A 22,718-nucleotide genomic window follows, 5' to 3' on the forward strand; every position below is an offset into this window, starting at 1 on the left:
CATCGGCGTCAGCGCCGGCGTCGTCGTCGCCTCCGCGGCGGGCTACGGCTCGTACGTCGCCTCCGCGGCCATCATCGCCACCTGAGAAGCCCGTACCGCAGACGGCGGTACGCCTTCCACCCACCACAACACCCCACACCCACGAGGGAGAACACCATGCAGGACATCGTGAAGCAGGACATCGCCACCGAGAACCTCGAGCTCGGCATGCAGGAGCTGGAGGCCATGGAGGCCCCGTCCTTCTGGTCCGGCTTCAAGCAGGGCCTGGTCGTCAGCGGCATCGCCGTCGCCAGCGCCACGCTCGCCACCTGATCCACCGGCAGCCCGGCGGCTGCCCACACCACAGCGGACCGGACCCCCGGTCCCCCAGGGTGACTTGGTCCCGTGGCGGTGGCGCGAGCCACCGCCGCGGGCCCCCCTGCACCCGCATCACGCACCACACGCACAGAGCAGAAGGAAGAGGGAGCCAACATGCCGAAGGAGAACCCCCGCAAGGGGACGAACGGACAGCTGGGGACGACCGCCGCGCTGCTCGCGCTGGCACTCGCCGTCGCCAACGCGCAGCTGACCGGCCCCGCGCTCGTCGCCGTCATGGCCGTCATCGGGATCGGCCTCGTCGCCTGCGCCGCCAAGGTCGGCGCCAACGTCGCCGCGGGCAAGCGATGAGCGCCGCCGGCGTCGTCCGCGCCTCGGGCCTCACCAAGGAGTTCGGCCCGTTCACCGCCGTGCAGGACGTCACCTTCGAGGTCCGCCCCGGCCGGGTGACCGGACTGCTCGGCCGCAACGGCGCCGGCAAGTCCACCACCCTGCGCATGCTCCTCGGCCTGGCCCGCCCCACCTCCGGCACCGCCACCGTCTTCGGCCACCCCTACACCGAACTCCCCGACGCAGCCCGCCGCGTCGGCGTCTGCATGGACGGCATCGGCCCCACCCCCGGCGCCTCCGGCCGCCGCGACCTGCGGATCTGGGCCCGCACCCTCGGCGTCTCCGCGACCCGCGTCGACGAGGTCCTCGACCGCGTCGGCCTCGCCGACAGCGCCGACCGCCCCGCCAAGGGCTACTCCACCGGCATGAAGCAGCGCCTGGCCCTCGCCACCGCCCTGCTCGCCGACCCCGAACTCCTGATCCTGGACGAGCCCGCCAACGGCCTCGACCCGGACGGCATCCGCTGGCTGCGCGACACCCTGCGCGCCCTGGCCGCCGAAGGCCGCACCGTCCTGGTCTCCAGCCACCTCCTCGCCGAGGTCGAGCAGACCGTCGACGACATCGTCGTCATCCAGCGCACCCTGCGCTTCGCCGGCTCCCTCGCCGAGCTCACCTCCGACGGCGCCCAGCGCCTCGAAGACCGCTTCTTCTCGCTGGTGGACGCAGATGCCGAGACCGCCGCGCGCACCGAAAGGCTGACCCATGCGTAACGTCCTCGCCGGCGAGTGGATGAAGGCCTGGACCGGCCGCACCTGGCTGATCCTCGCCACCGCAGGGATCTTCATGTCCCTCCTCACCTGCTTCGGGTACGCCTCCACCGGCGACGAGGCCATCGCCCTCGGCAAGAGCACCGCCGCCGCCGTCACCGACGACATGGCCCAGGCGTGGATGATGACCTTCCTGATGTCCGCCGTGTTCGGCGGCATCCTCGTCACCCGCGAGTACAACTCCGGCTCCATCGCCCGCTCGGTCCTGCTCAGCGGCGGCCGGATGCGCCTGCTGTCCGCCAAGGCCCTCGTCGCCACCGCCGCCGGACTCGTCAACGGCCTCCTCGCCGCCGCCCTCGCCGTGCTGTGCGCGTTCACCCTTCCCGGCCACTTCGGCTACGACGGCGACTGGACCGGCCACACCACCCGGATCGTCCTCGGCGTGATCACCGTCAACGTGATCGCCGCCCCCTGGGGCGCGCTCCTCGGCTGGATCCTCCGCAACCAGCTCGCCACCGTCGTCACCGTCATCGCGCTCACCCTGCTCGTCGAGCCGGGCCTCCAGGAGATCGTCCCGGACGTCGCCGCCTACCTGCCCACCATCGCGATGAGCTCCGTCTACCTCGACGGCAAGCCCGAGCTGCTCTCCGTACCGCTCGCGCTCCTGGTCCTCGCCGGCTGGCTCGCCGCCGCCGGGACCGCCGCCCGCCGCCTGCTGCTCTCCCGCGACGTCATCCAGGGGTGATCCGGACATGTCCACCAAGACCCTCATCCGGAAGGCGGCCCCCAAGCCGGCCGCCGCCGCGGACGACCTCGACCCCGCGCTCCTGGAACGCCCCCGCATCGCCGCGAACGTGGAGATCCACGAGCCCATCGAGAGCGGCGCCCCCTGGGTCCTCCAGCGCGGCAACCACCAGCACTTCCGCCTCCAGCCCGACCTGGCCCGCCTGGTCCGGGCGATGGACGGCTCCCTCGACCACACCGGCCTCGCCGAGGTCCTCGGCCCGCCGTGGACCGCGCAGCACGTCGGCACCGCCGTCGAGAAGCTCGCCGACTCCAAGGTCCTCGACGACGGCAAGCCCGCCGAACGCCGAAGCACCTGGTTCCGCTTCGTGCCGCCGATGACCCTCCAGTTCACGGTGCTGCACCCCGAGCGGCTCCTGGCCCGCCTCGCCCCCGTGATCCGCCTCCTCGCCGGACGCGCCTCGGCCGCCGTCGCCGCCCTGTTCGTCCTCGGCGGGATCCTCGCCCTCGCGCTGCTGTCCCCCCAGGTCGACGCGGCGCTCGGCCGGCCGCTCCCCTTCTACGCCTACTTCGGCGTGATGATCGGCGTCCTCGCCACCACCGCCGTCCACGAGGTCGGCCACGGCGCGGTCCTCACGTACTACGGCGGCCGGCCCAGCCGGATGGGCTTCATGCTCTTCTACATGTCGCCCGCGTTCTTCTGCGACGTCTCCGACGGCTGGCGGCTCTCCCGCAAGGAACAGCGCGTCCGCGTCGCCCTCGCCGGCATCGCCACCCAGACCGTGATCGCCGGGGCCGCCGCCCTGACCGCCCTGTTCCTGGCACCCTCGGACCTGCGCGACGCCGTCCTCGTCTTCGCCGTCGCCACCTACGTCAGCGGCATCGTCAACCTGCTGCCCTTCGTGAAGCTCGACGGCTACATCGCCCTGATGAGCCACCTCGACATCCCGCACCTGCGCGACCGGGCCATGACCGACGCCCGCCGCTTCCTCGCCCGGATCCTCTTCGGCGGCCGCGGCTACGCCCGCGAACTGGACGGCCGCCGCTGGGCCGTCGCCTTCGGACTGGCCTGCATGGCCTTCCCCCTCTACGTCATCGCGGGCGCCCTGACCCTGTGGTCCGACCTGCTCCAGCGGCTCGGCGCCGTCGGCACCAGCACCGTCCTGATGGCCATCTGCTACCTCGTCTACCGCCTCGGCCTCGGCTTCACCAAGCTCGCCTCCGAGGGCCGCACCGCCGGCGCCCCGCTGTGGCGCACCATCGCCGCGGCCGTGCTCCTCACCGGAGCCGCCGCAGCCGCACTGGTCCTCGTCAAGGCGCCGCACACCATCGCCGCCGGATACGTCGCCCACGACGGCGGCCGCGTCGAGCTGGTCCTGCCGAACACCGCCGACCTGTCCGCCGTCCGCCCGGACTCCGCCGTCCGCTTCTACCGGGCCGGACTGATGACCCGCGAGCAGACCGGCACCGCGAGCGTCGCCGCGACGGACCGCACCGAGAGCACCGCGCCCATGTCGGCCTTCTTCCCGGTGGCCGCCACCCCGATCCGGATGCCCGTCGTCAGCCTCCCGCTGACCGTCGGCCAGGCCCCCGCCGACCCCGTCGGAGCGGCCCGGATCGACCTCGGCGAACTCCCGCTGGGCGAGTGGCTGTACGTGAAGTACGTCGCCCCGCTCTGGCGCCGGTAGCCGATCCCCGCCTTCCCCTTCCCTCCGCCCCTCCCGTCACGAACGGAGAGCACCATGGACCTTCGCTACATGAACTACTGCCAGCCCGGCAATCCGTTCTACGACGTACCGGCCACCGCCGCCGCCGACGCCAGCGTCTTCCCGGCGGTGACCGGACCCCTCCCCGAGGGCTGGACCCGCAACGACAACACGCACTGGCTGCTGATGACCCCGCCCGACACGGTCCTCCCCGGCCAGGGCTGGAAGATCCACGTGTCGGCCACCCTGGAGAACGCCGACCGCGTCCTCACCCTGGTCCGGGACTTCTGCGTCGCCGAACGCGTCACCTTCAAGTTCATCCGCAGCGCCGGCATCCTCAAGATGCGCAACAGCAAGTACGGCGACCGCGGCAGCAGCGGCAAGTTCTTCACGATCTACCCCGGCGACGAGGCCCAGCTGGAGCGGATCCTGCGCGGACTCGGCGACCTCCTCGACGGGGAGACCGGCCCCACCATCCTCAGCGACCTGCGCTGGCGCTCCGGCCCGCTGTACGTCCGCTACGGCGGCTTCGTCTCCCGGCTCGGCCGCTCCGAGACCGGCGAACTCGTGCACTGCATCGAGGACCCCGAAGGCCGCCTGGTGCCCGACGTGCGCGGCCCGTCCTTCCGCCCGCCGTCCTGGGTGGAGCTGCCCGCCTTCCTCGGCGAGGCCCTCGCCGCCCGCAACGCGGCCACCCTCACGGACTTCCCGTTCCGCGCCACCAAGGCCCTGCACTTCTCCAACGGCGGCGGCGTCTACCAGGCCACCGACACCCGCGACGGCGGCACCGTCCTGCTGAAGGAGGCCCGCCCGCTCGCCGGCCTCGACGAGGAGGGCGCCGACGCCGTGGCCCGCCTCCAGCGGGAGCACTGGGCCCTCGACCAGCTCGCCGGCCTGGACTGCATCCCCCCGATCGTGGACTACCGCAAGGGCAACGAGCACTGGTTCCTGGCCCGCGCGTACGTCGACGGTAAGCCGCTCGCCCGCGAACTCCTCAGCCGCAACCCGCTCGTCAGCGGCGACCGCACCGAAGGCGCGCACGCCGCCTACACCGCCTGGGCGCTGGACATCGTCGACCAGGTCGAGCGGGGCGTCGAGGCCATGCACGCCAAGGGCGTCGTCTTCGGCGACCTGCACCCCAACAACATCCTGATCCGGCCCGACGACACGATCTCCTTCATCGACCTGGAGACCGCCAGCCCCGCCGAGGACGAGTCCGCACAGGCCATCGGGGCCCCCGGCTTCCGCGCCCCCGCCGGCTACAAGGGCACCGCCGTCGACCGGTACGCCCTCGGCTGCATCCGGATCGGCGTGTTCCTGCCGCTGACCGTCATGGCCACCTGGTCCCCGGCCAAGGTGGACCAGCTCATCGGCCTGGTCACCGAACACTTCCCGGTCCCCGACGGGTTCGCCGCGCAGGTCCTGGCCGACCTCGGCCCCGAACCGCACCCCGGCCGGCTCCCCGACCCCGTCCCCGGCCCCCTGTGGACCGCGCCCACCGCCGCCGGCTGGCCCGCGCTGCGCACCACCCTCGCCGAGGACCTGCTGGCCAGCGCCACCCCGCAGCGCGAGGACCGGCTCTTCCCCGGCGACGTCGAACAGTTCTCGGTACCCGGCGGCGGCGCCACCTTCGCCTACGGCGCGGCCGGCGTCCTGTGGACCCTCGCCGAGCTGGGGCACGCCCCCGCCGACGAGCACGTGTCCTGGCTGACGGACGCCACCGCCCGCGCCGCGGACATGGGCCCCGGCTTCTACGACGGCCTGAGCGGCGTCGCCTACGCCCTGGACCGGCTCGGCCGCACCGACGAGGCCGCCGCCGTACTGGACCGGGTCCGCCGGGCCCCGCTGGAGGACGTCGACCACGGCCTCTTCGGGGGGCTCGCCGGCATCGGCCTGACCCACCTCCACTTCGGCGACGCCGACGAGGCCGCCCGGATCGCCGCCCTCATCGCCGACCAGGCCCCCGGCGGATCCGTCGGCCGCCCCCGGCCCGGACTGCTGCGCGGCGCGGCCGGCGGGGCGCTGCTGATGCTGCGGCTCCACGAAGCCACCGGCGAGCCCAAGTACCTGCACGTGGCGGGCGAGCTGCTGCGCCACGACCTCGCGGAGGCGGGCTGGTCCGAGGACAGCGACCCGTCCGGCTCGGAGGACGCCGCCTGGAAGGTCCCGTTCCTCGCCTTCGGCGGCGCGGGCCTCGCCATGGTCGTGCACGAGGCGGCGCGGCTGCTGCCCGAGCCGGAGTTCGTCCGGGCGCGGGACGCGCTGCGCGAGCAGGCCGGCCCGTCCTTCATGCTCAACGCCGGTCTCTTCCACGGCCGGGCCGGCGCCCTGCTGGCCCTGCGTCACCTGCACGACGGCTCCGCCGCCACCGAGCGGGCGGTGCGGCGCCACCTGGACGCCCTCGGCTGGCACGCGGTCCGCTGCGACGGCCACCTGGCCTTCTTCGGCGACCACACCCTGCGCCTGTCCGCCGACCTCGCGACGGGTTCGGCCGGTGTCCTCCTCGCGGTCGAGGCCGCGCTGGGCGATGCTGGCCCCGGTCTGCCGTTCCTCGCGCCGGGCCCCCGATGACCCGTCAGGAGACCCCGATGCGCACCACCACGTACCACTTCCTCGTCGCCCCGGACGGCCGCGGCCCCGAGGGCGCGGCGCCCGAACTGGCGGCCGTGCGGCTGATCTCGTTACTGCCGGCGGACTGGGGCTACGCGCCCGAGTTCCCCGGCGGGACGGTGTCCCTGCGGCTGACCCCGCCGGCCGGAACCACCGAGGAGGCGGCGCACGCCGTCGTCGCCGAGGGCCTCGCCGACCCGAGCCTGCGCGGCTGGAGCTGGGCCAACCGGCCCGCCTGAACCTCCCGCGGCTAGGGTGCGGGGTCATGGACACGCTCAGAGCCGCCGTCGGGTGGGGGCTGGTCGCCTCCGCCGGGGCCGCCGCAGCCACCGCGGTCGCCGCCCCGCTGTACGAACACCCCGGTGGTCCGGCCCTGCTGGCCGAACTGAACCACCCCGTCCTGCTGGCGGTGCTGGCGGTCCTCGCGCTCGCGGGGGCCGCCCTGCTGCGTTCCCGGCGGCCGGACGTGCGCAGGGCGGCGGGGGCGGGGCTGGCCCTCTCGGTGGTCCTCGGGGTGCTCGCGGTCCCGGCGTACGGGGTGGTCACCGATCCGATGCCGATGGAGGAGTGGGACGTCCCCGCGCCGGACGGTGCCCCCCGCCGGCTGGTCGTGGAGCAGACCTCGGCGCTGACCGACCCGGTCTGGCGGATCTACGTCGACGCGGGCACCTTCCCGACGGCCCGCCGGTGGCCGGTCGCCGAGTACCGGAGCGACCCGGAGTCCGCCTTCACCAAGGGCGTACTGGGGGCCCGCTGGACCGACGCGGACCACGTCCGCATCATCGACCTCGACCACGGCCACCACGACCTGCGCATCGGCCCCGACGGCCGCCCGCTGGACCGGCTGGACTGGTAGCAGAACGCCGCCCCGGCCGGGGCCACAAGGCCGGAGCCCGCCCCAAGAGGCCGCGTGCGGTGGGACGATGGGGTGAGCCGTAGAGGCCAGGTCGAGGTCACCAGGGGGTGCCATGAGCGTCGACGTCCGCGAAAGGCTAGCCGAGCTCGGATTACGGCTGCCGGAGGTGAGCGCCCCCAAGGGGGCCTACGTACCCGCCGTCCGCAGCGGCATCCACGTCTTCGTCGCCGGTCAGATCCCGCTGACGGACGGCGAGCTGACCCTGACCGGCAAGGTCGGCGCCGAGGTGCCGCCGGAGCGCGCTCGGGAGCTGAGCCGCCAGTGCGCGCTGGCGGCGCTGGCCGCCGCCGACTCGGTGGCCCCGCTGGAGTCCGTGGTGCGGGTGGTGAAGGTCGTCGGGTACGTGTCCTCCGCGCCCGGCTTCACCCGTCAGGCGGGGGTGGTCGACGGGGCGAGCGAGCTGCTGGTGGAGGTCTTCGGCGAGGCCGGCCGCCACGCGCGCAGCGCCGTCGGGATGGACATCCTCCCGCTGGACGCCCCGGTGGAGATCGAGATCGTCCTGGAGGTCACCCCCGGGCCCTGAGCCCCGGCCGGTGTTCCGGGGCTCCCGCCGGGCCGCGCCCCGGGACCACCGGCGCCCGCGCGGTGCCGCCATCCCGGCCCGCCCCGGTCGCCGCCCCGGCCCGGCCTGCCGCCGGGGCGCTCCGGACGCGGGCCCGCCCGGCGTCCGGTCACGGCCCGGCCGGGGCGAGGGCCCGCCGGAGCAGGGCCCGGGCCGAGCACGGCCGGGCCCGGGCAGGGTCAGGCGATCGGGACCGCCGTGCCCGTGACCTCGATGCCGGCCGACGGGTCCGCCGGGACGCCCACCGTGATCAGGCTCGGGCGGCCCATGTCGACGCCCTGGTGGACGGTGAGCTCGGCCGGCAGCTCGACCAGGCCGAGGCTGCGCAGGTACCCGCCGAACGCCGCGGCGGCCGCACCGGTCGCCGGGTCCTCCACCACCCCGCCGGGCGGGAAGGGGTTGCGGGCGTGGAAGACGTCCGCCGACTCGCGCTGCACCAGGGTGATCGTGGTCCAGCCGCAGCGCGCCATCAGGGCGCCGAGCGCGGGCATGTCGTAGTCCAGGTCGGCGAGCCGCTCCCGGCTCGCCGCCGCGATCACCGGGTGCCAGGCCCCCGCGTACGCCGCCCGCGGCGGCAGCGCCGGATCGAGGTCGGACGCCGACCAGCGCAGCGCCGCCAGCAGCTCCGCCAGGTCGGCGTCCGCGATGGGCTCCGTACGCGGCTCCACGCTCACCAGCGTCGCGACGACGGCGCCGTCCGGGCCGTCGGAGGTCGTCACCGGGACGAGGCCCGCCTTGGTGTGCAGCAGCAGGTCCCCGACGCCGTGCCGCTGGGCGTACGCCACGGCGGTCGCGATGGTGGCGTGCCCGCAGAAGGGCACCTCGTTCTGCGGGCTGAAGTAGCGGATGTCCAGAGCCCCGTCCTGGCGGGGTACGGCGAAGGCCGTTTCCGAGTAGCCGACGTCCGCCGCGACCGCGGCCATCGTCGCCTCGTCGATGCCGGTGGCGTCCAGCACCACACCCGCCGGGTTCCCGCCCAGAGGGTCGGTGCTGAATGCCACGTAGCGCAAGAGGTCCATCGCCCGAACGTAGCGGGCCCGTCCGCGGAACGTCAAAATCCGTCCCACGCCCGGGAATTGGCGCTTCCGGAACGGGCCCGCAGAGCTCCGGCCGGGGCCGTCAGGCCCAGGTGAGCAGCCGCCCGGACGTACCGAGCCCCACCGCGAACCCCAGCGCGATCCTGCGGTCCCCGTGACTGGGCCGGACCGCGTGGAAGAACCGCGGATCGATCAGCAGCGCCTCGCCGACCTCCGGAGCGAGCTCGATCGACTCGGCGCCCGCCACCACCGTCTCGGCGTACCCGTACCGGGCCGCCAGCCGGTGCACCTCGTCCTCGGGCTGCCAGCGGTGCCTCCACAGCACCGTCTCACCGCCCTCGGGCGGCACGCTGAGGTACAGGTTGAACGCGAACTGCCCGATCAGCGGCTCGTCCAGCAGGTCCCCGTCGTACTCGCGCAGCGCGTCGTCGAAATGGACCTGGAACCCCTGGTTCGGCTCCCGGGCCACCCCGTCGCCCATCTCCACGCCGCCCCGGCGGCCCACCGCCACCCCGCCCGGCCAGGCCACGGCGAGCGCCTCCCGGCAGGTGCGGAACGGATCGAACGACAGGCCCAGGCCCTGCCAGGACTCGTGGTGCCCCTGGAGCGCCTTCCAGTAGGTGTCGGCGACCCCTCCGTCCGCCATGTGGTCGCTGACGCCCACCCCGAACCGCATCACCGGCGGATCGACGCGGGCCTTCCCGTACGAGTCGAACACCTGCTGCCGCAGCGCACCGAGCACCTCGTCACACCGCTCGCGCGGGAGGAAGGAAGGCACCCGGACCGCCGCGTACCGCCCGGCGGCCAGCCCGGCGAGCAGCTCGTGGGTGAACGCCGGCGCGGTCACGGCGCGGAAGAACGGATCGTGCGGTGGTACCGGTAACGCACTCTGAGTGGTTCGCCCTGAGGATTGCCCTGACGTCATTCGATCGCCCCCCGGCGTCGGAAAGACAACAGAAAACAATGGCGCCTATCCGGGATGCGTTCCGCTGGTCGCGCGGAACGCCGTCTTCGCGTCGAGTTCCAGTGCCTGCCGTCCGGCCTCCAGCGCTTCCATCGCGATCCGCCGGCCGACCTCCGCCTGCATCTGCTCCAGGTCGCTCCCCGGAGCACCCCATCTGAGGGACTGGTCGTCGTTCGTATCGGTGGGGACAGCAGTCATCGGCGGACCTCCGCGCATTTCGGTGTGGGACGCGTCACACAGGGTGAGGCAACGTCAGGCTACGCGCAACCCTGCGCCAGACGTCGGAGTTCCGCTCAACTCATATGAAAAGAGGGGGGTTTCAGCCCGGCAGCTCCCGCAGAAGTTTCTGCAGGAGAGCCCTGGCCTGCACCAACAGCGGATGCTCCGGAGCGACCACCCGGGTGAGGTCGCGCACCAGCGCCTTCAACTCGTTCACTGCTTCGGGTGTACGCCCCACGATCCCCAGGAGCACCAGCACGAACGTGTAGCGGAACCGCATGACCATGTTGGAATCCGGCGGCTGGGCCGCGTCCCGCAGCGCCTCCCGGATCACCTGCTCCGCCTCCGTCGCCCGCCCCTGGTCCAGCAGCGCGTGCGTCAGCGTCTCCCGCACCCGCAGGATCTCCGGCGTGGACGGCGGCCAGTGGTTGCGCCGGCTGATGTCCAGGATCTGCCAGGCCTCCGCCTCCGCCTCCGCGTGCCGGCCCAGCGTCCGCATCGTCCGGGCCAGCGTGTGCCGCACCACCAGCGTGTCGTAGTGCTCCCGGCCGCGCACCTCGTTCTCCGCCTCCACGATGGAGCGCAGCATCTCCTCCGCCTCCGCCTCCCGCCCCTCCTGCTCGTTGATCGCACGGGCCAGCTTGTGCCGGCTGGCCAGCGTGTCGGCGTGGTTCTCCCCCAGGATCCGGGTCCGCGCCAGCACCACCCGCGCCAGCACCTCCTCGGCCTGCGGCAGCTGCTCCCGGTCCAGGTGGATGCGGCCCTGCTCGTGCCGCAGCCCCAGGATCTCCCGGTCGTCGATGTCGAAGCCGAAGGAGGAGCACCGCTCCACCATCGGCACCACCAGGTCGTACGCCGGCCCCAGCAGCCCCCGCGCTATCAGGTAGCGGGCCGTCAGCCGCGCCAGCTCCAGCGCCTCCGTGCGCACCGTGCGGTCCGACAGCTTCAGGTCCCCGAGCAGGCAGGCCCGGGACACCTCCAGCGCGTGCGGGGCCAGCGCCGCCCACAGCGGCCAGTTCGCCGGATGGTCCGGATTGACGTGGAGGGTCGCCCGGATCACCATCCGCACCGCCAGCCCGTAGTAGTCCGCGGGCCGGTCCCGCACCTCCCGGTCCTCGCGCAGCACCCCGTGCACCACCGGGTGCAGCGACAGCACGTGGGCCAGGTCCCGCTCGGCGACGCCCTCGCGCTCGGAGAAGTCCACCAGCCCGAACTCCTCCAGGCCCGCGAGCGCCGCGTACGTCCGCGCCGGGGTGATCCCGGGGAACAGCGGGGACTGCGACAACGGCGGATCGGCGAGCAGGCACCGGTAGGGCACCGGGGCGATGCTCAGGCAGGCGAACACCTTCAGCAGGGACGCTGCCTGCGCCCGCTCCTGCCTGCTCAGCAGGTCCATCGCGATCCCGCAGACCTTCTCGACTATCTCCCGGCCCAGCAGCTCGCTCAGGTCCGGGCCCGCCTGACCCGGGGCGGCGTCGACCCGCGCGGCCACCGCCCGGCCGAAGGACTCGAAGTCCCGGACGTCGCTGTCCAGGGAGATCTGGCTCTCGTTGACCGCCTTGATCACGTCGGCGGCGTGCCGCAGGGCCAGCGGCAGCCCGCCCAGCTGCTGCGACAGCCCGCGCGCCTGCTCGTTCGTACCGCCCAGGCCGCCCGTCCGCTCCAGCAGCATCGAGGCCCCGTCGTCCTCGCCGAGCGGCACCACGTGGTGCACGGCGCTGTTCTCGCCCCAGGTCTGCTGGCGGCGCACCCGGCTGGTGACCAGCACCGTGCCGTTCGCGTTCTGCGGGCGGCGCAGCCAGCCGGTGCCGTCCGCGACCTGGCCGTCGCGGGGGCCGAGCCGCTCGGGGTCGTCCGCGTTGTCGAAGATCAGCAGCCAGGGGTCCGGGCACGCGTTGAGCAGCGTCCACACCAGGTCCATGGCCGTCCCCAGCAGCCAGGCCCGCTCCACCGTTATCGACGGCGCCCCCAGGTCCCGGGCGACCATCCGCATGCGCACGCTCAGCTCCGGCAGCGACACCCACCACACCCGGCGCCCGGCCCGGTGCGCCCGGTCGGCGACCTCCAGCGCCAGCCGGCTCTTGCCCGACCCGCCCAGCCCCGACAGCACGTGCACCTGCTGGCGGGCCTGCTCCGACAGCAGCGACGCGACCAGGCTCAGCCGCTCCTGCCCCTTGAGCTTGCCGTCCTCCAGCGTCCCGTACGGCGGCGGCGGGAACGGGGCCAGGTCCAGCTCCCCGGCGGCGGGCGGCGGCAGCGAGGGCCGCCCGGCCACATCGGCGCGGGAGCGCGGCGCGATCAGCCCGGACCCGTCCGCGACCCCGTCCGCCGGCCCGTGCGCCGCCTCCAGCAGCGCGGCGCGGACCGCCTTGTACGGGGCGGCGGCGCGGTCGGCGGGCTGCACGATGGAGAAGTGGTCGGCGGTGACCACCCCGCCCTTGGGGAACACTCCGCGCGCGACGACGGGCGGCACGATCTCGTCGCCGGAACCCCCGTACGCGCGCACCGGTATGGGGCACTCCTGGTCGCCGTACTCCCGCCCGTGCACGACGGCGCTCAGGACGGTGCGCTGGGCCTCCGTCACGGCCCGGTCGAAGGGCCGCAGCTGCTTCTCCTGCGGGTTGCTCCAGATCTTGAGCCAGCTGCGGACGGTGAGGAAGAACCCGGACCCGGTGTTGGGGCAGGCGAACATGGTGAAGTGCTTGATCCGCGCCAGCTCCCGCCCCTCTCCGTTCCACAGCTTCCGCGCGAGGAACCGCTGCACCACGAGCCCGCCCTGGCTGTGGGTGACCAGCACGATCCGCTCGGCGTCGGCGAGTTCGGTCTCCAGGAAGGTCCCGAGCTGGTCGGCGACGTCATCGGTCTCGGCCACCCGGCGGTCGGGCCGCAGCCGCACGAAGGGGGAGTCGTACTCGAAGCGGTGGACGGTGACCCAGTCGTACAGCTCGGGGTCGGTGGTGAGCAGGGTGTGGAAGGCCGTCCACACTTTGGCGGAGGAGAACAGACCGTGCACCAGCACGAGGTGGACACGTGTCCGTACCGCCATCGCGAACCTCCGCAGCCAGAATGTGGGTTGAAGCAGAAGGATTTCGGTCGCAGCTGAGAACTTAGATGAAGAACTACCCGCGTCAATGATGCATGCGAGGCGACCGCAGGATCCATAACCAGACACCCTCAGACCCGGCGCGCAACAGGCGCGCCGGTCGCGCGCGGGGGCGCGCCGAGCGCGAAGCGGGGCGGCGCGAGCGCCCCGGAAGGGGGCGCACGGCACGGCTGGGGCGCGTGGGGGCGGTCGTCAGAAGTCGCCGGGCGGCAGCGGAAGGGGCAGGCCGGGCAGCCCGTCGATGCTCTGCGCGATGTGTTCCTTCTTCGCGAAGTACGCGCTCAGCGAGGCGTCGTCCTCCCGCGCGAAACGACGGCCGTGCAGGTCGCGGTCCTCGTCGTACGACATGAACGGCACCCCGTACCCGCAGGAGTCCCGGACGAGCTCGGCCGTCACGACGATGATCGCGCGCAGGCCGTGCAGGGCGGGATCGATGTCGGGGAAGTGCGCGAGCAGCTCCTTGAAACGCGGGTCGTCCCGGAACACCGGCTCCCCGCGCCCGTGCACCCGGACGATGTTGGGCGGCCCCTGGAAGGCGCACCACATCACCGTGATCCGGCCGTTCTCCCGCAGGTGCGCGACGGTCTCGGCGGTACTCCCGGCGAAGTCGAGGTAGGCGATCCGCTGCTCGTCGAGCACGGCGAAGGACCCCTTGAGCCCCTTGGGGGAGAGGTTGACCGTACCGTCGCCGGAGAGCGGGGCGGTGGCGGTGAAGAACACGGGCTGCTGCTCTATGAAGGCGCGCAGACGTCCGTCGATGCGCTCGTAGGTCTTTCCCATGGCCAAGGATTATCCGATGCGGGCCCCTAGCGTGCGTCCCTCTTCACGTACGACCATGCGCCGAGCGCAGCCATCACGGCGGTGAAGCCCATGAACACCGCGGTTCCCGTTCCGGACGAAAGTTCGCTCCCCACGAAGGCCTCCACCAGGGCACGGTCCGTCTCGGGCAGAGTACGGGAGCCCGCTGCCATGGCGGCGCGGCCGGCGCCGAAGGGAAGCCAGCCCGCGACGGCTTCCATACCGGGTGCAAGGCGTAGCAGGGTGCCGGCGATGCGTTCGCCGAGCAGCGGCCACAGGATCAGCAGCAGTGCGGCCGCGATGCGGTTGCGGATCAGGGCGACGGTCGAGGCTGCGATGACCGGCCAGCAGGCCATGAAGATGACGTATCCGAACAGCCCGGAAAGGGTCTGAGCCCATGCAGGCTGTGCTCTGCCGCTCAGTGCCAGGGCGGCAGTTGCGGAGAGGGCGACGAGGACGGCACCGCCCAGTGCGCTCAGGGCCCCGATCCCGCCGCCGACCATGAGTTTGGCTGCGAACGCAGTGCGGCGGCCGGCCAGGGTGAGCCAGGTCGTGCGGGCGGTTCCCCGCGAGAGTTCGGTGGAGACCGGGCCGGTTGCCAAGGGCATGAGGAGAAGAGCGCTGAGGGGCAGCTGCATCGAGATGGCGTCCATCTGGAACGCGGTCACCATCGACCAGGACGACGGAGGCGTGCCTTCTGCCAGGCCGACGGGTGCGGTCAGACCGGCGACCAGGCTCAGTGCCGCGATGGCTGCGAGGAGAACCCAGGTGGAGCGCAGACCGGCGAGGTGGCGCCACTCGTAGCGCACGGCGCGCTGTAGTGCGATGGCCCGCGTGACCGGGATCAGTCGCGAATCCAGTGCGGGTGATGACGGCTTCATGAGATCCGGAACTCCTCTTCGGCCACGGACAGGTAGTAGTCCTCCAGGGAGGGAGCCTGTTCGTCGAGCCAGTGGAGGGGGATGCCCCGTTGGGCGGCCAGGTCGCCGACCTGGAACCGGGTGACGCCCCGGATGGTGGCTCTGCCGTCGCCGAGGAGCTGGAAGGTACCGTCCAGCTCCCTTACGGGCGCAGCGAGTTCGCCGACGAGTGGGCTCTGGACGTTCACATGCGCCCCTCGGCGTGCCAGGTCCTCGATGGACGTCTCTGCCACGACGCGTCCCCGGGCGAGGACGATGACACGGTCGGCGAGGTGCTGCATCTCGGCGAGCAGGTGACTGGAGACGAGTACAGCTTTGCCTTCGCTCGCAAGCTGTCGGAGAGTGTCGCGCAGCCAGCGGATCGAGTGGGGGTCGAGTCCGTTGGCGGGTTCGTCAAGGAAGAGCGCGGCCGGATCGGCCAAGAGCGCCTGGGCGATGCCGGCTCGCTGCGCCATGCCCAGGGAGAGCGTTTCGAGACGCTTACCCGCTGTGGCGGTGAGACCCACCCGCTCGATGACTTCAGGTACGCGACCGTCGGGTATACCGGCGCCGGCCGCGACCATGCGCAGGTGTGCCGTGAGGGTGTGCTGGGGGTGTCCAGCGACGCCGCCCATCACCACGCCGACGACCTTGGCCGGGTCCCGCCACTCGGCCAGGGGGCGTCCGAAGTACGTTGTGGTTCCCCGGCCCGCCGTCAGCCCGAGCATCAGGCGCAGCGTGGTGGTCTTTCCTGCGCCGTTCGCGCCGAGGAAGCCGGTCACCACCCCTGCCGGGACGTGCAGGTGGACATCATCGACGATCCGCTTGCCTTTGTACTGCCAGGTCAGCCCCTCGGCATGCACAGCGTCCGGCGTGCCGGTGCGCGCTGAGGTGGGGGCCCGGTCAGGCATGGTTGAGCCAGAACAGGAGGCCGAAGCCGGCGAGCACGAGCAGTGCGAAGGCGCCCCCGACGCCCGGGCGTTCCCGGCGGACCGCGCATACGGCCACCGCCACGAGCGGTGGCAGCCAGCCCGCGAAGTAGAGCATCCAGCCGACTCGAACCGCCGTGTCGGAACGCACCACTACGAAGGCGATGAAGGCAGCGGTGACAAACAGCGCCGGCGACGCCCATAGGTTGCGTACGACTGTCTCGCGGGTCAGAGCCACGTGTTCACCTTTCCTGGGAGGGCGCGCTGTCAGCGGCAGCGGACGAGGAAACGGAACCCGGCGACTGCGGGACGTCAGCCGTCTGAACCACTGCGACGGTCCGGACGGGCGTCGACGTGGTCGCGTTGGCCGCGGGCGCGCCGCCGGTATCTCGGCGGTCGCCGCTCTCCCCGAATGCCGACCCGGTTGGTCTGGCCGGGGCGTGCTCAAGGAACGTATCCCGCAGCTCTGCGTCTGATCAATTGGTGAGCGCAGTGAACAAAGTCATGGGCGACACGCCCAGGAATTCCTTTGCTGCAAGAGTCCTGGCACCAATCAAAAATGCCGCCTACAGGTCAAGTTGCCTCAGGTGGCGCTGACGATGGTATCGGCCAGCGCGTCGCAAAACAATCCACGCCGAACCGAAACCTGCCCGATACCTGTAGGTAGGGCCTTGACCAGCGTGAACGTCTGGACTGGGACTGCAGATCGTCCATTCTCCGGCCGATAATTTCTCCCTGAAACAAGGTGCAGGTCGAACCAATTCAGCCCTCGTTCGATTAAAATCGGAAACGGTTCATCGCGACCCTCGAGTTGATCCCTCGTTCTGGGCTGGTGGCGAGAAATGGCCTCCGTGTGACGCAATCCAACCCCTATGCCGCGGCAGCGGTTCGAAAGCCCGGTCAGATCTCCTGGCCCAGGGCAGCGGCGCACCGGGAAGTCGCGTCATATCAGCGGCGGCCACAGGCCCGGATCCCGGATGCCCGCCACGACAAAGCAACCTCAGAACCGGCACCGGAGGTTGACCAGGACGGTCAGCGGATCCCCTCGTCCATGAGCACGTAGAGCAGAGGCACGAGGGAACCGCTGCTGACGATCTCGCGGCGGTCGATCATGCCCCGGATCTCCGTCAGGGGGATCCACTCGATGCGGTCGGACTCGTTCTTCTCGGTCGGCGGCCCCACGTACGTGGCGCCGTCCGCGCGGAACAGGTGGTGCTGCGAGTCCGTGATGCCGGCCGCCGGCTCGGCGTAGACCAGCTGCCTGACCGGACCCGGCCGCCAGCCCGTCTCCTCCAGCACCTCCCGGGCGGCCGCCTCGCCCGGCGTCTCGTCCGCCTCCACGAGCCCCATCGGCAGTTCCCAGGCCCAGGTGTCGGTGATGAACCGGTGGCGCCACATCATCAGCACCTCGCGCCGCTCGTTGACCACGGCCGCCACCGCCAGGTTCCGCAGCTTGACCACGTGGTGCTCGAAGCGGCTCCCGTCGGGCGTCTCCACGTCCGCGAACCACAGGTTCAGCCACGGGTTCTCGTAGATCGGACGTTCCCCGTGGATCTTCCACTGCATGGCGACAACCCCTCTCGATCAACCCTCAGCATCGCTTATTCGTTTGCCGCAGGTCAGCCCGGCCCGATAGGAAGCACGCATGCTTACAGGCGGCAAGGTCGGGCTCAGGGCCCGGCATGAGGAAGACGTCCCCATCCTGCGGACCGAGCTCTACGACGACGTCGTCAACGGATCCCGCTCCGAAGCCGCCCCCTGGAAGCCGATCACGCCCGGCTCGAAGGACCCGCGTCTCGTCGTGGACGACACCAAGGAGACCAGCGTCCAGTTCTCTGTGGTGGAACTGGAGGCCGGCACCCTCGTCGGCGCCGCCACCTTCTGGGGCATCGACACCCACAGCCGCTCGGCGCACATCGGCCTGGGCCTCCTGCCGTCCGCCCGCGGCAAGGGCTACGGCACGGACGTCGTCGCGGCCCTGTGCCACTACGGCTTCGTCGTACGCGGCTTCCACCGCATGCAGATCGAGACGCTGGCCGACAACACCGCGATGCTGCGCGCCGCCGAGAACAACGGCTTCGTCCGCGAGGGCGTCCTGCGCTCCTCCGCCTGGGTACTGGGCGAGTTCCTGGACGAGGTGATCCTCGGCCTCCTCGCCGAGGACTGGACCAAGACCCACCGCTCCTAGGATCGCCACCATGTCCACGAGACTCGTACAGATCAACATGAAGGCCCACGACGACGCCGCCCTCGGCCGGTTCTGGGCGGAAGCCCTCGGCTGGGGCATCGACAGCGAGGGCCCCGGCGTCACCAACCTCGAACCCGTCGGCTTCAGCTACCCCGACCCGTCGGCCGTCTGCATCGACCTCATCGCCCGACCGGAACCCAAGACGGGGAAGAACCGGGTCCACCTCGACCTGGCCACCACCTCCACCGCCCACCAGGCCGAGCTGGTCGAGCGCCTCCTGCACCTCGGCGCCACCCTCGCCGACGTGGGCCAGGGCGACGTCCCCTGGACGGTCATGGCCGACCCGGAGGGCAACGAGTTCTGCGTCCTGGAACCCCGCCCGGTCTACCGGGACACCGGCCCGGTCGCCGCGGTGGTGGTCGACTGCACCGACCCCCGGGAGATGGCCCGCTTCTGGGGCGGGGCGACGGACTGGACGCTGCACGAGGTCGCCGACGACCACGCGACCATGCGCTCGGCCAAGGGCGTCGGCCCCTACCTGGAGTTCATCCGCAGCCCCGACACCAAGACGGGCTGGAACCGCGTCCACCTCGACGTCGCCCCCTACCGCGGCGACGACCCGGCCGCGGAAGCAGCCCGCCTCCGCACCCTGGGCGCCACGGACCCCGACTTCGACCGCTCCGCGATCCACTGGACGATCCTGTCCGACCCGGAGGGCAACGAGTTCTGCCTCCTCAGCCCCCGCTGACCCCCACCTCGGCCCACCGACACGGCCGCGCCGTCGTTGCCGGGCCGGACTCCTCGGCGACGGCTTCGTCCTCGCCGCCGATGCCCAGAGCGGCCCCAGACGGCCGGCGGCCGCCGAGGCGAGCGGAGCGCGTAGCGATCTGATGCGTCGGTGGGATCCCTGGGCCGCTCTGTTCGTCCTGGGCTGCGGGTATCAGCCCAAGACGGTCGCCGGACGCTGAGAGATGAGGAGCGCGTAGCGATCTGTCGCGCTTGGGTGCTCCGTAGCGTGCTCTGAGCGACTTTTCGTGCAGGTAGTCGCGCCCCTGGCCCGGAATCATGGATCTGGGGCTCGGATGCCCGGCGGGCCGGGGCCCGGCCCCTCGCTCATCGCTGACGGACCCGCCCCTCCTCCTCTGGACCGTGCCGTTTCTTTGGGGGTTTCCCGGCAGTCTTTCGGCTTTCCGGGGCGGGTCGGGCTGTCAAGGGTGGCCGAAGGCCATCACGAAGTGACGCGACGAAGGAGCGCCCTTGACAGGCCGGCACGAACCGGAAGGACGATGGGACTGACGGGAAACCCCCAACCCTCCCTGAGACCGTCCGGGGGTGCACCGCCCACCCGGCCCCCGGCCCGCACCCAGGGAGGCGGGTGGGCAGGCGCCGACCGGCCGGCGGGGGTCGAGGGGGAGATAGCGGGCCCGCGCCGCGAGCGGCGAACGCCCCCGCCCCCTACCCCCGCCCCAGCAGCACCGTTCCCGCTGAGCAGAACCAGCCCCCCGTGCCCGAGGCCAGGGCCACTTCGGGGAGGTGGCCGTCCGGCTTCGTGACCTGGCCGGGGCCGGCTTCGCCGCGGAGTTGGCGGACGGCTTCGACCAGGAGGAAGAGGCCCCGCATGCCCGGGTGGCAGGCGGAGAGGCCGCCGCCGTCGGTGTTGACCGGGAGTTCGCCCCCGCGCAGCAGGCGGCCCTTCTCCACGAAGGCCCCGCCCTCGCCCTTGGCGCAGAACCCGAGGTCCTCCAGCGTCACCAGGGTCATGTACGTGAAGGCGTCGTAGATCTCCGCGAGGTCCACGTCCGCCGGGGTGAGGCCCGCGGCGGCGAAGGCCCGGCGGCCCGAGGCGGCCGCGGGGGAGACGGTGAAGTCCTCCCACTCCGACATCGTCGTATGGGACACGGACGTGCCCGTGCCCAGCACCCAGACCGGGGACTTCGCCGTGTCCGGTACGTAGTCCTCGGCGGCCAGCAGCACCGCGCAGCCGCCGTCCGAGCGGATGCAGCAGTGCAGCTTGGTGAACGGCTCGGCGATGGGGTCCGAGGACAGGACGTCCTCCACCGTGATGGGGTCCCGGAACATCGCGTCCGGGTTGGTGGCGGCGTTGGCCCGCGCCTGGACGGCCACCGAGGCGAGCTGCTCCAGCGTGGTGCCGTACTCGTGCATGTGCCGCCGCGCGGCCATCGCGTACTTCGACACGAGCGTGTGCCCGTACGGGACTTCGAACTGGAGCGGCCCCCGCGCCCCGAACGACAGGTTCGACGTGCGCCGCCGGGCCTTGATGTCGGCGCGGGCGGTGGACCCGTACACGAGCAGGACGGCGTTGGCGTGGCCGGCGGCGATGGCGTCGGCGGCGTGGGCGGCCATGACCTCCCACGTGGAGCCGCCGACGGAGGTGGAGTCGACCCACGCGGGCCGCAGTCCGAGGTACTCGGCCACCTCCACCGGGGCGAGTACGCCGAGCCCCGCCGAGGCGAAGCCGTCGATGACGGAGCGGTCCAGGCCCGAGTCGGCCAGTGCCCGGCGGGCGGCCTGGGCGTGCAGGGCGTAGGGGGTCGGGCCGTCGACCCGGCCGCAGTCCGAGAGGGCGACGCCGACCACCGCGACCCGGCGGCGGGGCACGGAGGAGGCGGGAACGGGCGCAGAGAGGGCTCCAGGCATGGAGGGACCGTACAGCTGACGCACCGTCAGACGCCAGACCGCCGCGGGCCCGCCGAGCCCCGGCCTCCGGGCCCCGGCCTCCGGCCTCCGGGTGGGGTCCCCGCGCAAAGGCCCGCCCCCGCCCCCTGTGCATCTCACCCCCGCCGCCCTAACATGACGCCCCGTCAGAAACGGGGAGGAGCCCGACGATGGATGCCGCCTTCACCGCGGAGCAGGACGAGATGCGCCGCACCCTGCGCGAGATCCTGGGCAAGCGCTGCGGGCCGGACGAGGTCAAAGCCGCCGTCCGGACCGATGCGGGACACGACCGCGAGCTGTGGCAGCAGCTCTCCCGGCAGCTCGGCCTGCCGGGCATCGCCGTCGCCGAGGAGTACGGCGGCGTCGGCTGCGCCCCCGGCGATCTGGCCCTGGCCTGCGAGGAGACCGGGCGCGCCCTGCTGCCCTCCCCCCTCCTCGCCACCGCCGTCCTCGCCGCCCCGCTGATCGCCGCCCTCGGCACCGCCGGGCAGCGTTCCGCGCTGCTGCCGCCGCTCGCCGCGGGTGACCTGACCGCCGCCCTCGCCGTACCGGGCCCCGCACTGGCCGCCGCACTCGCCCTGACCGGCGACAACGCCCCCGGCGACTGGGCGGGCGGGGGCCGCGCCGGCGGGGTCCAGGCGCGCCGCGCCGACGACGGGTGGCGGCTGTACGGGGAGGTGTCGCAGGTGCTCGACGGGCACAGCGCCGGCCTGCTCCTCGTCGCGGCCCACACCGGCGGCTTCGCCCGCAGCCGCACCCTGCTGTTCCTCGTGCGGGAGGACGCGCCCGGCCTCGTACGCGCTCGGCAGACCACCCTTGACGAGACCCGCCCGCAGGGCCGCGTCCAACTCCGCGACGTACCCGCGGAACCACTGGGCCCCGACACCGGCGCCGACACCAGTACCGGTACCGGCACTGGCCCCGACCCGCACGCCACCCTCTCCGCCCTCGCCGCCACCGGCCGCGGCGCGGCCGCCGTCCTGGCCGCCGAGGCGGTCGGCGCGGCCGACCGGGCGCTCGCCCGCACCGTGGAGTACGTACGCCAGCGCGAGCAGTTCGGCCGGGCCGTCGGTTCCTTCCAGGCGGTCAAGCACCGCCTCGCCGACCTCTACGTACAGGTCCAGGCGGCCCGTTCGGCCGCCTACTACGCCGCCTGGGACCCGGACCAGGGCGGCCTGGCCCTGGCCCAGGCCCTGGAGGCCCTGCGCACCACCGCCGGGGAGGCGATCCAGCTGCACGGCGGCATCGGCTTCACCTGGGAGCACGACGCGCACCTCTACTTCAAGCGGGCGGCCGCCGACGAGCTCCTCTTCGGCCCCGTCCACCGCCTGCGCGCGCACGCCGCGCACCACGCAGGACTCTTCGACCCGTCCGCGACCCCGGAGAGGGCGGCCGTCTGATGGCTTCCACCACGTCCACCGCCCTCGGCGTCAGGCTGATGCAGAAGGTCTCCTCGACCCTCCTCTTCGCCAGGATCGCCCCGCACTTCATCCCCGCCCTGGACAAGGCCGTGCACCGCCTGACCCGGGGAAAGGTGCTGCTCAGCGCCCGGATGCTGCCGGGCGTGATCCTCACCGCCAAGGGGGCGAAGACGGGTGAGCCGCGCACCACGCCGCTCGCGTGCATGCCGGAGGACGGAGGCGTGAGCTGGCTGCTGATCGGCTCCAACTTCGGCCGCCCCGGCCACCCGGCCTGGACCGGGAACCTGCTCAGGCATCCGGACGCGGACGTGAGCTGGCAGGGGCAGGACATCGCGGTACGGGCCCGGCTGCTGGAGGGGGCCGAGCGGGCGGCGGCGTGGCAGGCGGTACTGAGGTTCTGGCCGCCGTACGCGACGTACCAGGCGCGCATCGAGCGCGAGATCAGGCTGTTCCGCCTGGAGCGGCGCTGACCGAGACGTCGGCCGCGACACTCACCGCGGCGTCGGCCACGACACTGACCGAGACGTCGGCCAC

At 72.6% G+C, this 22,718-nt stretch carries 23 protein-coding genes; 13 read left to right on the plus strand and 10 right to left on the minus strand.

What is annotated here, in order from left to right; all coding sequences use genetic code 11:
* Positions 1-156 precede the first annotated feature (156 nt).
* The 9 genes from ACIPW5_RS24115 (at position 157) to ACIPW5_RS24155 (ending at position 7,911) form a co-directional block, all read left to right on the plus strand.
* Positions 157-312 (plus strand): daptide-type RiPP, encoded by a 156-nt coding sequence (locus ACIPW5_RS24115; protein ID WP_401248467.1) that lies wholly within the window; start codon positions 157-159, stop codon positions 310-312.
* A gap of 159 nt (positions 313-471) precedes the next feature.
* Positions 472-666 carry a hypothetical protein gene (locus ACIPW5_RS24120; RefSeq protein WP_401248470.1) on the plus strand — a complete coding sequence of 65 codons (195 nt, stop codon included), beginning with the start codon at positions 472-474 and terminating at the stop codon, positions 664-666.
* Entirely contained in the window at positions 663-1,415 is a 753-nt protein-coding gene (locus ACIPW5_RS24125) for an ABC transporter ATP-binding protein (protein ID WP_401248473.1), read from the plus strand. The genes ACIPW5_RS24120 and ACIPW5_RS24125 overlap by 4 nt, the downstream gene beginning before the upstream one ends.
* Positions 1,408-2,157: an ABC transporter permease gene (locus tag ACIPW5_RS24130; RefSeq protein ID WP_401248476.1), complete on the plus strand. Its 750-nt coding sequence runs from the start codon at positions 1,408-1,410 to the stop codon at positions 2,155-2,157. The genes ACIPW5_RS24125 and ACIPW5_RS24130 overlap by 8 nt, the downstream gene beginning before the upstream one ends.
* 7 nt (positions 2,158-2,164) lie before the next feature.
* Entirely contained in the window at positions 2,165-3,844 is a 1,680-nt protein-coding gene (gene mpaP / locus ACIPW5_RS24135) for a daptide biosynthesis intramembrane metalloprotease (protein WP_401248479.1), read from the plus strand.
* Between the two features lie 54 nt (positions 3,845-3,898).
* Positions 3,899-6,433 carry a class III lanthionine synthetase LanKC gene (gene lanKC, locus ACIPW5_RS24140; protein ID WP_401248482.1) on the plus strand — a complete coding sequence of 845 codons (2,535 nt, stop codon included), beginning with the start codon at positions 3,899-3,901 and terminating at the stop codon, positions 6,431-6,433.
* A gap of 17 nt (positions 6,434-6,450) precedes the next feature.
* On the plus strand, positions 6,451-6,711 hold the full coding sequence (locus ACIPW5_RS24145; protein WP_401248485.1) for a hypothetical protein: 261 nt from the start codon (positions 6,451-6,453) through the stop codon (positions 6,709-6,711).
* 26 nt (positions 6,712-6,737) lie between these two features.
* Positions 6,738-7,328 (plus strand): hypothetical protein, encoded by a 591-nt coding sequence (locus tag ACIPW5_RS24150; RefSeq protein ID WP_401248488.1) that lies wholly within the window; start codon positions 6,738-6,740, stop codon positions 7,326-7,328.
* 112 nt (positions 7,329-7,440) lie between these two features.
* Complete coding sequence (locus ACIPW5_RS24155) at positions 7,441-7,911, plus strand: RidA family protein (protein ID WP_401248491.1); 471 nt, start codon at positions 7,441-7,443, stop codon at positions 7,909-7,911.
* Positions 7,912-8,129: 218 nt separating this feature from the next.
* Here the strand turns inward: ACIPW5_RS24155 and ACIPW5_RS24160 are convergent, their stop codons facing one another.
* The 9 genes from ACIPW5_RS24160 to ACIPW5_RS24200 all read right to left on the minus strand — a co-directional run bounded on the left by ACIPW5_RS24160 (position 8,130) and on the right by ACIPW5_RS24200 (position 17,465).
* Complete coding sequence (locus tag ACIPW5_RS24160) at positions 8,130-8,969, minus strand: PhzF family phenazine biosynthesis protein (RefSeq protein ID WP_401248493.1); 840 nt, start codon at positions 8,967-8,969, stop codon at positions 8,130-8,132.
* Between the two features lie 100 nt (positions 8,970-9,069).
* Positions 9,070-9,834: a proline hydroxylase gene (locus ACIPW5_RS24165; protein WP_401248496.1), complete on the minus strand. Its 765-nt coding sequence runs from the start codon at positions 9,832-9,834 to the stop codon at positions 9,070-9,072.
* A 123-nt stretch (positions 9,835-9,957) separates the two neighbouring features.
* Positions 9,958-10,149 carry a hypothetical protein gene (locus ACIPW5_RS24170; RefSeq protein ID WP_007265721.1) on the minus strand — a complete coding sequence of 64 codons (192 nt, stop codon included), beginning with the start codon at positions 10,147-10,149 and terminating at the stop codon, positions 9,958-9,960.
* Between the two features lie 121 nt (positions 10,150-10,270).
* On the minus strand, positions 10,271-13,216 hold the full coding sequence (locus ACIPW5_RS24175) for an alpha/beta fold hydrolase (protein WP_401248499.1): 2,946 nt from the start codon (positions 13,214-13,216) through the stop codon (positions 10,271-10,273).
* 249 nt (positions 13,217-13,465) lie between these two features.
* Positions 13,466-14,053 carry a pyridoxamine 5'-phosphate oxidase family protein gene (locus ACIPW5_RS24180; RefSeq protein WP_401248502.1) on the minus strand — a complete coding sequence of 196 codons (588 nt, stop codon included), beginning with the start codon at positions 14,051-14,053 and terminating at the stop codon, positions 13,466-13,468.
* 26 nt (positions 14,054-14,079) lie between these two features.
* Positions 14,080-14,952 carry a hypothetical protein gene (locus ACIPW5_RS24185; RefSeq protein ID WP_401248504.1) on the minus strand — a complete coding sequence of 291 codons (873 nt, stop codon included), beginning with the start codon at positions 14,950-14,952 and terminating at the stop codon, positions 14,080-14,082.
* Positions 14,949-15,881, minus strand: coding sequence for an ABC transporter ATP-binding protein (locus tag ACIPW5_RS24190; RefSeq protein ID WP_401248507.1), 933 nt, complete (start codon positions 15,879-15,881; stop codon positions 14,949-14,951). Before ACIPW5_RS24190 ends, ACIPW5_RS24185 begins: the two co-directional genes overlap by 4 nt.
* Positions 15,874-16,137, minus strand: coding sequence for a hypothetical protein (locus ACIPW5_RS24195; protein ID WP_401248510.1), 264 nt, complete (start codon positions 16,135-16,137; stop codon positions 15,874-15,876). The genes ACIPW5_RS24190 and ACIPW5_RS24195 overlap by 8 nt, the downstream gene beginning before the upstream one ends.
* A 794-nt stretch (positions 16,138-16,931) precedes the next feature.
* Positions 16,932-17,465, minus strand: coding sequence for an NUDIX hydrolase (locus ACIPW5_RS24200; RefSeq protein ID WP_401248513.1), 534 nt, complete (start codon positions 17,463-17,465; stop codon positions 16,932-16,934).
* A gap of 79 nt (positions 17,466-17,544) precedes the next feature.
* On the opposite strand from ACIPW5_RS24200, the gene ACIPW5_RS24205 reads away from it, so the two are divergent.
* Both ACIPW5_RS24205 and ACIPW5_RS24210 read left to right on the plus strand, forming a co-directional pair.
* Entirely contained in the window at positions 17,545-18,087 is a 543-nt protein-coding gene (locus ACIPW5_RS24205; RefSeq protein WP_401248516.1) for a GNAT family N-acetyltransferase, read from the plus strand.
* A gap of 10 nt (positions 18,088-18,097) precedes the next feature.
* Positions 18,098-18,835 carry a VOC family protein gene (locus ACIPW5_RS24210; protein ID WP_401248519.1) on the plus strand — a complete coding sequence of 246 codons (738 nt, stop codon included), beginning with the start codon at positions 18,098-18,100 and terminating at the stop codon, positions 18,833-18,835.
* 707 nt (positions 18,836-19,542) lie between these two features.
* Here the strand turns inward: ACIPW5_RS24210 and ACIPW5_RS24215 are convergent.
* Complete coding sequence (locus tag ACIPW5_RS24215) at positions 19,543-20,745, minus strand: thiolase C-terminal domain-containing protein (RefSeq protein ID WP_401248522.1); 1,203 nt, start codon at positions 20,743-20,745, stop codon at positions 19,543-19,545.
* Positions 20,746-20,933: 188 nt separating this feature from the next.
* On the opposite strand from ACIPW5_RS24215, the gene ACIPW5_RS24220 reads away from it, so the two are divergent.
* Together ACIPW5_RS24220 and ACIPW5_RS24225 are read left to right on the plus strand one after the other, a co-directional pair.
* Positions 20,934-22,163, plus strand: a complete 1,230-nt coding sequence (locus tag ACIPW5_RS24220) for an acyl-CoA dehydrogenase family protein (RefSeq protein ID WP_401248525.1) — start codon at positions 20,934-20,936, stop codon at positions 22,161-22,163.
* Positions 22,163-22,654, plus strand: coding sequence for a nitroreductase family deazaflavin-dependent oxidoreductase (locus ACIPW5_RS24225; protein WP_401248528.1), 492 nt, complete (start codon positions 22,163-22,165; stop codon positions 22,652-22,654). The genes ACIPW5_RS24220 and ACIPW5_RS24225 overlap by 1 nt, the downstream gene beginning before the upstream one ends.
* The last annotated feature ends 64 nt before the right edge of the window (positions 22,655-22,718 follow it).

This window comes from Streptomyces sp. NPDC090077 (assembly GCF_044747545.1).
GTDB lineage: Bacteria > Actinomycetota > Actinomycetes > Streptomycetales > Streptomycetaceae > Streptomyces.